Genomic DNA, 10,003 nt, shown 5'->3' on the forward strand with positions numbered 1-10,003 from the left:
CCGCCGGCTTCACCCGCCACCTGGAGGCGGCCTACCAGACCATGTGGCGCATCCACGCCGCCGGTGAGCCCCCCCGCCCCTTCGCCGCCCAGCCCGCCGAAACCAGACCCGTACCGGACGCGGCGGAGGAGGAGCGCACGCTTACCATCGACGTCGGCACCGGCGTGCTGCGCGGCTGGCTGGACCGCGAGCGGGCGCCGCAGCCGGCCGCCGACTTCGTGGTCCCGCTCGGCTTCGCCGACGATTACCGGCTGCCCGTCGAGGACGGCAGCGTCGACCGGTTCGTGCTGGACGATGTCCTGCAGTGCGTCGCGCAGCCCCTGACGCTCTTCCAGGAGTTGCACCGGATCGCCCGGCCGGGGGCCCGTATGACCGTCCGCGTACCGCACGGCGGCAGCGACGCCGCGTGGAGCGACGCCGGCCACGTGCGGGCGTATTTCCCGACGAGCTTTCTGAGCTTCGCCCAGGGCGGCCCGCGCAAGGGCGTGCCCTCCTACCGCGGCGACTGGCGGCTCGTGCGCGTCGCGGTAACCGTCGCGGCGGAGGATATCGCCGGGCTGACGGCCGAGGACGCAGCGGAGCGCGTGCGCACCCGCCGCAACGTGGCCCGCGATCTGATCGCCGAACTTGAGGCTGTGAAGCCGATGCGGGGCGCAGACGCCGGCCCCGATCCGCTGCCGCGGATGGACGTCCTGCCGGCATGACGCGGACGGCGCCAGAGGTCGTCGCCGCAGGGCATTCCATTGCTTCGCGCACTTCGTAACAATTCGTCGCAAATCAAACGTTGTATGACCGGATCACCCTGCGCTAACGTACGCGCACACTAGCGTATGCACATGAGGTAATCAGGTCTTCCGAACGTCGAATCCCCCTGAACAAATCCGCCTCTCTAGACTTTCGGCGGGCTGTCGCGGAGGGAAACGCACAACTCGCGATCTACAAAATCTGCAGACTCCAGCCGAAACTCTGGGCTTGTCAGGAGCAAAGCGGAGCCCTCCGCCTAACCTACAAGCGCCGGATCGGGATGACTTGTCTTAATTCATAGGCGAACACAATGACTCTTGATCCGTATTCTGCCAACAGCGCCTTCCTCCCCCGGACGCTGGTATTCATCGACGCCGGGGTCGACGACCTGCAGACCCTGGTGGCCGGCGTGCCGGAATCGGCCGAGGTCGTGGTGCTGGATGCCGCCCGCGACGGGATCCGGCAGATGGCGCAGGTCCTGGCCGGCAGGACGCGGATCGAGTCGCTGCACATCGTCAGTCACGGCGCGCCGGGGCGCCTCGTTCTGGGAACGGCCGTGCTCGACGCCGCCGCCATGGGCCGCTACCGCGCGGCGCTCGCCGTGATCGGCGCCGCCCTGGCGCCGGACGCCGACATCCTGCTGTACGGCTGCGATGTGGCGCGCGGCGACGAGGGCGTGGCGTTCGTCGAGGACTTCGCCGCTGCGACCGGCGCCGCCGTGGCCGCCAGCGCGACGCGCACCGGCGCCGCCGCGCTGGGCGGCGACTGGGACCTGCCCGTGCGCGTCGGTCCAGTGGCGACGGAGGTTGTGTTCTCGCCGGCCGCCCGCGCCACCTATGCCGGTGTGTTGACTCCCCCCGATTCGACGGCGCCGACACTGTCGCTCACGGTCAAGGATTCCGCCACCACCCGCGCACTGGGTGCCACCCTTCAAGACCTGTTCGACGCGGTTACCGCGTCCACCGTCGATGCGGGGCAGACCTTCAGCGGCATGGTGCTCACCGTCCACAATCTCAGCGGTGGCTCCGAGTTCCTCACCATCGGTGGAACCGACGTGCCGCTCGTGGCCGGTTCGGGCAGCCTCACCGCCGGGAATTACAGCGTAACGGTCGCCGGCAACGTGGCCACCGTGACGCTGAGCGGCATGGCGCTCTCCAATGCCGCCATGGGCACTCTGGTCGACGGGATCGGCTACAAGACCACGAATACGACGCCCGGAATGCCCGGCGAGGCCGATACCCGGTCGATCGTCCTGCGTTCGATCACCGATAACGGCAGCACCAACGCCACCACGGTGATCGATAAGGTCGCCACGGTGACGATCGCCGAGATGGCCGGCAGCACCTACCCGATCAAGCTCACGCCGGTCAACCAGTCCGTCACCTTGACGCCCGGAGTGCCGCAAACGGTGGAGTTCACCGTCGACATCACTTCGATGTTCATAATGGTCGGCTCGACGTTGAGTTTCACCCCGGTGCTGCCCACCGGATGGACGTACAACAACCTCCAGAATGCGACGTACACCGGCATCTATTCCATGGGCGTCCAGGCTCAGACGCTGTCGTTCGAGGTGACCGGCACCGGCAGCGATGCGTCCGGCGTGTTTCCCATCAGCCTTAAGCCGACCACGACCGGGCTCAGTTTGAGCACCTCGGCCACGGTCGGGTCGGTGATGACGAGCATCGCTTCCGGCCTGTCCGTTACCGCGGTCGATGCCAGCAAGACGGAAGGCAACAGCGGGAGCAGCGCCTTCGTCTTCGCCGTGACCCGCGAGGGTGACACGGCGGGCCAGACCACGGTGCAATACGCGGTCACCGGCGCGGGCATTGACGCCACTGACTTCGTCGGCGGCACGCTGCCGTCGGGGACCATCACCCTGGCCGCCGGAGAAACCTCGGCACTGCTGACGCTGTACGTGGCCGGCGACACCACGGCGGAAGCCGACGAAGCCCTTACGGTGGTGCTGTCGAACCCCAGCGCCGGCATGACGATCAGCACGGCGACGGCGGCCGGCAGCATCATCAACGACGACGCCTCGCTGAGCATCACGGCGACCGACGCCAACAAGGCGGAAGGACACGGCGGCACGACCGCCTACACCTTCACGGTGACGCGCGACGGCGCCACCGCGGGCCAGAGCACGGTGCAATACGCCGTCACCGGCGCGGCGGTCAGCGGCAGCGACTTCGTCGGCGGCTCGGTGCCGTCCGGCACCATCACCTTCGCCGCCGGAGCGACCTCGGCGCTGCTGACCCTGAACGTGGCCGGCGATATCACGGTGGAGACCGACGAGGCGTTCTCCGTGGTGCTGTCCAACGCATCGGGTGCGGCGATCACCACCGCCACGGCGGCCGGCACCATCCGCAACGACGACGCCTCGCTGAGCATCGCCGCCACCGACGCCGACAAGGCGGAAGGCAACAGCGGCACGACCGCCTACACCTTCACGGTGACGCGCACCGGCGCCACCGCGGGCCAGAGCACGGTGCAGTACGCCGTCACCGGCGCGGCGGTCAGCGGCAGTGACTTCGTCGGCGGTTCGGTGCCGTCCGGCACCATCACCTTCGCCGCCGGAGCGACCTCCGCGCTGCTGACGCTGAACGTGGCCGGCGACACCACGGCGGAGGGTGACGAGGCGTTCTCCGTGGTGCTGTCCAACCCCAGCACCGGCGCCACCATCGCCACCGCCACGGCGGCCGGCACCATTCGGGACGACGACGTCACCCTGGCGATCACCGCCACCGACGCCAACAAGGCGGAGGGCGACAGCGGCACCACCGCCTACACCTTCACGGTGACGCGCACCGGTGGCACCGCCGGCCAGAGCACGGTGCAGTACACCGCCACCGGCGCCGGGCTCGACGGCAGCGACTTCGTCGGCGGTTCGGTGCCCAGCGGCACCATCACCTTCGGCACTGGGCAGACAACGGCGCTGCTGACGCTGAACGTGGCCGGCGACACGGTCGTGGAGAGCAACGAGGCCTTCTCGCTGGTGCTGTCCAACGCGTCGGGTGCGGCGATCACCACCGCCACGGCAACCGGCACCATCATCAACGACGACGCCTCGCTGAGCATCGCCGCCATCGATGCCGACAAATTGGAAGACAACAGCGGCACGATCGCCTTCACCTTCACCGTCACGCGCACCGGCGACACTGCGGGCCAGAGCACGGTGCAATACGCCGTCACCGGCGCCGGGCTCGACGGCAGCGACTTCGTCGGCGGTTCGGTGCCCAGCGGCACCATTACCTTCGCCGCCGGAGCGACCTCGGCTCTGCTGACGCTGAACGTGGCCGGCGACACCACGGTGGAGACGGACGAAACGTTCTCCGTGGTGCTGTCCAACGCCGGCACCGGCGCCACCATCGCCACCGCCACGGCGGCCGGCACCATCTTCAACGACGACGCCTCGCTGAGCATCGCCGCCACCGACGCCGACAAATGGGAAGGCCACAGCGGCACCACCGCCTTCACCTTCACCGTCACACGCGCCGGCGACACCGCAGGCCAGAGCACGGTTCAGTATGCCGTCACCGGCGCGGCGGTCAGCGGCAGCGACTTCGTCGGCGGTTCGGCGCCCAGCGGTACCATCACCTTCGCGGCGGGAGAGACCTCGGCACTGCTGACCCTGAACGTGGCCGGCGACGCCACGGTGGAGGGCAACGAGGCGTTCTCGGTGGTGCTGTCGAACGCCAGCGCCGGCACCGTCATCAGCACGGGCACCGCCACGGGCACCATCCGCAACGATGATTTCCCGCCCCCGGAAGACCCCCCGCCCGCAACGCCGACGACAACGCAGACGGTGGACGGCGTCACCGTGCAGCAGACCACGCAGACCAACGGCGACGGCACGACGACGCAGACGCTGGTCATCCCCATCGTCACGACCACCCGCACCGAGCAGGTCGCCTCGACCCCCCTTGCCGACATTCCGCTGGCCAGGGATTCCAGCGGACAGGCGCTGCTGGAGGCCCACCTGCCGGTTGGCGTCGGCATGCAGGTGGAGACCACCAGCACGACCACCGGGAGCGGCCTCACCGGCCTCATCCAGGCCATCCAGAACCGCACCCAGAACCAGCCCGACGACAAGAACAAGATGACCGACGTCGGGCAGGTGTTCCTGAACGAGATGCCGGCGAACGCCAACCTGACGGTGCGCACCATCGTGCCGGTGGTGGCCGACCCGGCCGCTCCCCCCACCCAGCCCATCGTCATCACCGGCACATCGAGCACCCCCGCGACGGGCGGCAATCCCGGCCAGCAGCAGGCGGTGGTGATCGACGTGCGCAGCCTGCCCAAGGGCACCATCATCCAGCTGCAGAACGTGGAGTTCGCGGCCATCGTCGGTGACGTGTCGGTGACCGGCGGCGAGGGCAGCCAGGTGGTGGTCGGCGACAGCGGCAACCAGTTCATCGTGCTGGGGGCCGACGACGACACGCTGCGCGGCGGCGGCGGCAACGACTTCGTGGGCTCCGAGGGCGGCAACGACATGCTGTGGGGCGACGAGGGCCTGGACACGGTGACCGGCGGCATCGGCAACGACGTGTTGTACGGCAACCAGCAGGACGACGTGGTCTACGGCAACCAGGGCTTCGACACGCTGTTCGGTGGGCAGGATGCCGACACCGTGTTCGGCGGCCAGGACGGCGACGTGCTGTACGGCAACCGGGCGGCCGACGTGCTGTACGGCAACCTGGGGGCGGACACGCTGTTCGGCGGGCAGGACAACGACGTGCTGTTCGGCGGCCAGGGCAACGACCTGCTGGCCGGCAACCTGGGAGCCGACACGCTGACCGGCGGGCTGGGGGCGGACGTGTTCCGCATCGGCAGCCCGCTGGAGGGCGGCGACGTGATCGCCGACTTCGAGGCCGGTGTGGACAAGATCGCCGTGGTCGGGCCGAACTTCGGGTCGATCCCGGCGGGGCCGCTGTCGGCCAGCCACTTCGCGCTGGACAACCCGACGACGGCCGGGGCGGCGTTCGTGTTCAACACGCGCACCGGCGTGCTGTCCTTCGACGCCGACGGCAGCGGAAGCGGGGCGGCGGTCACCATCGCTACCCTCAACGTCCGCACGCTGAGCCACACCGACATCCTGGTCCTGGGCAGCGGCTCCTGACGACCATGAGCCCCCTTCCCGCGCGGGGAGGGGGCTTTCCGCCCGGGCGCTCGAACATGCCGGATACGACCGTCGCCGTCGTCTACGGGACACGGCCGGAAATCATCAAGCTTGCACCCGTGGTCGCGGCGCTGGCCGGCCGCGCACGGGTGGTGACGGTCGCCACCGGGCAGCACCTGGAACTGGGAAGGCAGGCCGAAGCGTCGCTGACCGGACCGCCGGCCGTCCAGCTCGGCCTCATGCGGCCGGACCAGCGCCCGGAGGATTTCTGCGCTGCCGCCTTGGCCGCGCTGTCGGCCACGCTGCGCGAGGTGAAGCCCGACATCGTCGTCGCCCAGGGTGACACGACGACGGCGCTGACGGCCGGCATGGCGGCGTTCTACGGCCGAATCGCCTTCGCCCACGTCGAGGCGGGGTTGCGGACCTACGACGCGGCCCATCCCTGGCCAGAAGAGATCCACCGGCAGCTGATCGCGCGCGTGGCTCGCTGGCACTTCTGTCCCACGGAGCGCGAAGCCGGCCTGCTGCGGGCCGAGGCCGTCGATCCGGCCGGGCTGCACGTGGTCGGCAACACGGTCATCGACGCGCTGGAACGGCAGATGGCCGCGACGGGCGTCGCCCTTCGCTCCGACCCGACGGTGATCGTCACCACCCACCGGCGGGAAAACCACGACGAGGGCCTGCGGAACATCTGTCGGGCGGTCGCCACCCTGGCCGCCGGACACCCCGGCTTCCGCTTCCTCGTACCGGTCCATCCCAACCCGAACGTCGGCGCGCACGTGCGCGCCAGCCTCGCAGGACGCGCGAACGTCGAGTTGAGCCCGCCGCTCGCCTACGATGCGTTCATCCGGGAACTGGCGGCGTGCCGGCTGGTCATCACCGATTCCGGCGGTTTGCAGGAGGAATGCCCGCACCTTGGCAAGCCGCTGCTCATCGCCCGCACGACGACGGAACGGCCGCAGGCCGTGGAGGCGGAGGCGGCGCTGCTGGTCGGCACCGAGGTCGACGCCATCGCCGGCGCCGCCGACCGGTTGATGACGGATCCCGGCTTGTATCGCAGAATGGCGGTCCGCCGCCCGCTGTTCGGAGACGGGCGGGCCGCGCACCGCATCGCCGACATTCTCTTGGGGTCATCCCGTTGAAGCGCATCCTGATCGCCTCCCCGGTCCGCAAGCCCCCGCAGATCCTCGCCGAGCATCTGCGCAGCCTGGAAACGCTGGACACCGGCGGATTCGACGTCGGCTATATCTTCCTGGACGACAACGACGACCGCGAATCGTCCGATCTGCTGCTGCGCTTCTGCGCCAGCCGGCCGGCCACCGTGCTGAAGCGGAACAAGCCGCTGGGCACCTACGTCTGCGACGAGCGGACGCACTTCTGGCGCTCGGAGCTGATCCTCGGCGTGGCGAACGCCAAGAACATGTTTCTGAAGCACGCGCTCGACCACGGCTACGACGGCATCTTCCTGATCGACGCCGACCTCGTCCTGCACCCGAAGACGCTTCGCCATCTGGCGTCGCTCGAAAAGGACATCGTCGCCGAGGTCTTCTGGACGGCGTGGCAGCCGAGCACGCCCTGTCTTCCGAACGCGTGGCTGACCGACGACTACACGCTCTACGAGCGGCATCCGGACGAGGCCCTCGACGAGGCGGCGCAGCGGACGCGCACGCGCGTCTTCCTCAACCGCATGCGCGACGGCGGGGCGCACCGCGTCGGCGGCCTGGGTGCCTGCACGCTGGTGTCGGCCGCCGCGTTGCGCCGGGGCGTCTCGTTCCAGCCCATCCACAATCTGTCCTTGTGGGGCGAGGACCGCTGGTTCTGCGTGCGCGCCGCCGTGCTCGGCCTGGAGCTGTGGGCCGACACCCGCTTCCCGCCGCTTCACCTCTACCGCGACGACGACGTGCATCGCGTCCCGCGGTTCTGGAAGCGGGTCGAGGCCGGCTACGACGAACAGCCGAAGCTGACGCTGTCCATGCTCGTCCGCAACGAAGCGGACCGCTACCTGCGCGATGCGCTGCTGCTGCACAGGCGGTTCATCGACGAGGCCGTGATCGTCGACGACGGCAGCACGGACGGCACCGTGGATGTGGTGCACGAGTGCCTGGCCGATATCCCGCACCACATTCACCGGTCCGATGATGTCAGCTTTCAGCGTGACGAGAGCGCGATCCGGCGCAGGCAGTGGGACCTGACCCTGACGCACGAGCCAGACTGGATCCTCAATCTCGACGCCGACGAAATCTTCGAGGATCGCGCCGTGCGCGATTTCCGTGCGCTTCTGTTCCGGCGCGATGTCCACGTGTACGGCTTCCCGCTGTTCGACATGTGGTCGGCGACGCATTACCGCGACGACGCGCAGTGGACAGCGCACACGCGTTATTTCCCGATGCTGACGCGCTACACGCCCGATTTCCAGTATTCATGGTCGTCCAACCGGCTTCATTGCGGGCGCTTCCCATCCAACCTGGGGGAACTGTCCGGCGCGGGGGCCGACCTGCGCATCCGTCACTACGGCTGGGCACGCCCGGAGGATCGGGTCGCCAAGCACAAGCGGTACTTGGACATCGATCCGGACTGCACATTTGGCGACCGGGCGCAGATGGACAGCATCCTGGACCCGGCGCCCAGGCTTGTGCCCTGGCGTCCCTAGGCCGCTCTGCCTCGAATACGGCGCGGCAAGCCGTCGGCCTCGTCCGGCGCCACGCCACGCTTCTGCGGCTCCCGGCCGAGGTTCACCTGCAGGAAACCGTCTTAAACCTGGAGGGAAGATGGTAAAGGGCGCTGGGAAGGCAGTGAACCGGGGGCGCAATGAAGTGGCGGGTCATGGTGGAGGTGACGGGCGAGGACAGCGCCGTCAAGCAGCACATGATCTTTGAGGGTGAGCGCACCGGGGCCGGTCAGGCGGCGACGCTCGGGCTGAGCTTGGCCGAGGGCAAGGCGACCTTGGCCGGCCTGCAGCGTGCACTCGTCATGGTCCAGGTCGACGCGCACTGTCGCGGCTGTCGCCGGTGCACCCATTGTGGAACTGCGCGCCCGCTCAAGGACCACCGCCCGCGCCGGCTGGTGTCACTGTTCGGCGTGGTGGAGGTGCGCACGCCCCGCTTTGACCCCTGCCGCTGCGGCGTGGCCTGCCGACGCAGCCTGACGCCGATCGCCGAGATCATGCCCGACCGCTGCACCCCGGAGTACGAACGCATTCTGGCCGGCACGGGCGCTGCTGGCCGAGTTGCTGCCGTTGGACACCGCCCCGGAGGTGGAAACGATCCGTCGACGCACGCTCCGGGTTGGAGTCCGGCTCAAACGGGCGGCGCTCATCCCGTCGGACCAAGTGGCGCCGCCCCCGACGACCGGCAGGCCCACCTGATCATCGACTACGCCGCCGCCCGACGCCGGGGCAAGCTCATCTCCACGGCGACGACCAAGAGCACGGTCCAGCGCCTGCCGCACCGGCGCCTGGGCGCCAATCAACAGATGCGCTGGTCCCCACGCCGCGCCCACCGGTTGCGACCAAAACGGGTGCTGGAACCGTCAATTCTGAGCCTTCCCGGAGGCCAAGCCGCCCCTGAGGTGCGTTTTTCCGCACCTCCAAACTCAGGCGGAGGGCGAACATCCAGAGGCGTGCCGGAAACAGCGCCCTCGTCGAAGCGGGGCAGAGCCGGGCGGAGGAGTTTCAGGGGGGCGGGCTACCCCAGATAGAGCCAGATCGCATGCAGGATGATCGCGCGCGGGATCTGGGGGCGGGCATACGAGAGCAACGACATCCGAGGCGGACCTGCTATAACCACGAGGCTGCGGCTGTTCGTGTGACAGCGCCTCTCGGTGACCACGCTGGCGGGCGGAGCAGGTGTCGGCGGGGGCGCCCCGTGCGCCGCGCCCGGAACTGCGGGCCGCGCGCCTTGAAAAAGGCCTGGACACGGGGTTGGCGCATCCCCTATAAGCCCGCTCCCCCGGCGAGTGTCTTTCGCCGCCGTGGGCTCGAATCTAAACATAACTCCTGTACTGCGCAGTCTCGGTTCGGTTTCGATCCGCCGTGCACTGTATGAGTCAATGGATGACAGGCCTGCTGGCCAGTCTCTTCAGAGCAACGGCTTTCCCCGATGCTGTGGCGAGGCTGCGCTTCACAGGCCGATTTGCCGTGGTTGT

Annotated in this window: 4 protein-coding genes and 1 pseudogene; all 5 read left to right on the forward strand. The window is 69.0% G+C overall.

The window, feature by feature from the left end:
* Positions 1 to 704: methyltransferase domain-containing protein (locus VED21_RS36420; RefSeq protein ID WP_324890988.1), on the forward strand; the 704-nt coding region annotated here is incomplete at its 5' end.
* Between the two features lie 350 nt (positions 705 to 1,054).
* On the forward strand, positions 1,055 to 5,860 hold the full coding sequence (locus tag VED21_RS36425) for a DUF4347 domain-containing protein (RefSeq protein WP_324890989.1): 4,806 nt from the start codon (positions 1,055 to 1,057) through the stop codon (positions 5,858 to 5,860).
* Positions 5,861 to 5,916: 56 nt separating this feature from the next.
* The gene (gene wecB, locus VED21_RS36430) at positions 5,917 to 7,002 is read left to right on the forward strand and encodes a non-hydrolyzing UDP-N-acetylglucosamine 2-epimerase (protein ID WP_324890991.1); all 1,086 of its coding nucleotides are present in this window, start codon (positions 5,917 to 5,919) and stop codon (positions 7,000 to 7,002) included.
* On the forward strand, positions 6,999 to 8,510 hold the full coding sequence (locus VED21_RS36435; protein ID WP_324890993.1) for a glycosyltransferase family 2 protein: 1,512 nt from the start codon (positions 6,999 to 7,001) through the stop codon (positions 8,508 to 8,510). Before wecB ends, VED21_RS36435 begins: the two co-directional genes overlap by 4 nt.
* A gap of 158 nt (positions 8,511 to 8,668) precedes the next feature.
* Positions 8,669 to 9,209 (forward strand): annotated as a pseudogene (locus tag VED21_RS36440) (ISKra4 family transposase); the annotation flags it as partial.
* Between the last annotated feature and the right edge of the window lie 794 nt (positions 9,210 to 10,003).

This window comes from Azospirillum sp., from assembly GCF_035627195.1.
GTDB lineage: Bacteria > Pseudomonadota > Alphaproteobacteria > Azospirillales > Azospirillaceae > Azospirillum.

Bases quoted from the DNA above. Each gene is read 5' to 3' on its own strand.
- VED21_RS36425 (WP_324890989.1), top strand. From the start codon at position 1,055: ATGACTCTTGATCCGTATTCTGCCAACAGCGCCTTCCTCCCCCGGACG.
- wecB (WP_324890991.1), top strand. From the start codon at position 5,917: ATGCCGGATACGACCGTCGCCGTCGTCTACGGGACACGGCCGGAAATC.